2 protein-coding genes are annotated in these 1,534 nt (G+C 70.2%); both read left to right on the top strand.

The features are described 5' to 3' along the window. Window positions 1-397: DUF6153 family protein (locus FNH05_RS38680; protein WP_186382941.1), on the top strand; the 397-nt coding region annotated here is incomplete at its 5' end. A 102-nt stretch (window positions 398-499) separates the two neighbouring features. Continuing rightward, window positions 500-1,411, top strand: coding sequence for a hypothetical protein (locus tag FNH05_RS37185; RefSeq protein WP_246128167.1), 912 nt, complete (start codon window positions 500-502; stop codon window positions 1,409-1,411). Window positions 1,412-1,534 lie beyond the last annotated feature (123 nt).

Genomic DNA, 1,534 nt, shown 5'->3' with positions numbered 1-1,534 from the left:
CGCGTGCGCCGTGCTGGTCGGCCTGTTCGCCATGCACGGCCTTCCGGCGCAAGGCTGTGCCGCGGGCAGCGGCGCGCATGCCACCACCATGAGCATGACGATGACCGAGCGCGTGGCGGAAGCCGTCGTACCGGGTGAGGTGTCGCAGGGCGACAGGACGGCCGCGCATCCCGGCACGCAGGACGACAGGACGGCCGGGGGAGCGGCGTGCGTGTTCACCCCGGCCTCGCGAGGAATCGACGCCCTGCTGGTTCTCCTGCTGCTCGCGGCAACCGTAGCGCTGGCGTGGCTCGCCCCGCTGCCGGGTTTCGTCGGCCGGGGGAACCCCAGAAGCCACCGGGCACCCCCTCGAACAGGAGCGCAACTGCTCACCACGCTGTGCGTGTCGCGGACGTGACGGACAGGCGCTGAGCGGGCCACGCGGTGGCTCGCCCGGTTCTCGACGCCCTGTTCATGTCCGCACACGAAAAGCGTGTGCGCTTCCTGGAAAGACTTCTCGATGTCGATTGTCACTCGATCACGCCGTTCGCTGCTGATCCTGGGGATCACCGCCGCGACGGGACTGCTGGCGGCCGCCTGCGGCAGCGGTTCCCCGGACTCCTCCGGTATGTCCGGAATGGACCACGGAAGCATGCCGGCGTCCAGCTCGATGCCCGCTCACGACGGGATGCCCGGGATGGACGACATGCCCACCGGCGACGGTCTGGCCGCGGAGTCCGCCGGTTTCCGGTTCGTCCCCACCACCACCTCGGTCCCGGCCGGGCAGGGCGCGTCGTTCACGTTCCGGATCACCGGCGCGGACGGCAGGCCGGTCACCGCTTTCGAGCCGGACCAGACGAAGCTCATGCACTTCTACCTGATCCGCTCGGACCTCGCCGGGTTCCAGCACGTCCACCCCACGATGGCCGGGGACGGCACCTGGACCGCGCCACTCGCCGCCGCCACGCCCGGCACCTACCGGGCCTACGCCTCGTTCATCACCAAGGACGCCTCCGGTAAGCCGGTTCCCTTGATGCTCAGCCAAGGCGTCACCGTGCCCGGAACCCCGGAGACCGTACCGCTGCCGTCGCCGTCCACCACGGCCCAGGCCGACGGCTACGGTCTGAGCCTGTCCAGCAACCGGTTCATGACCGGCATGCGCCAGGACCTCACGGTGACGGTTTCCAAGGACGGCAAGCCGGTCACCGACCTGCAGCCCTATCTGGACACCTACGGGCACCTGACCGCGTTCCACGAAGGCGATCTCGCCATCGCGCACCTGCACCCGCACGGCACGGCCGAGGGAGACCACGGCGGACCGGAGCTGAAGTTCGAGGTCATGCTGCCCAAGGCGGGCTCCTGGCGGTTGTTCCTCCAGTTCCAGACCGGCGGTGTGCTGCACACCGCCGCAGTGACCGTCACGGTCGGCTGACGGCTGACGGCACAGGAGGCTGGGTCCGTCCGGACAACCGGGCGGACCCAGCCTGTCACCGCAGGCGTTGTGCTCGCAGGACCACGTCGTGGGTGTGGTGGGTGCCCGCGGGTGCGGGGGCGG

It is taken from the genome of Amycolatopsis rhizosphaerae, from assembly GCF_007713715.1.
In the GTDB taxonomy this organism is placed as follows: Bacteria; Actinomycetota; Actinomycetes; order Mycobacteriales; family Pseudonocardiaceae; genus Amycolatopsis_E; species Amycolatopsis_E rhizosphaerae.
The sequence above is the reverse complement of the archived record's forward strand: the minus strand, read 5'-3'. Positions and strand labels throughout refer to the sequence as shown.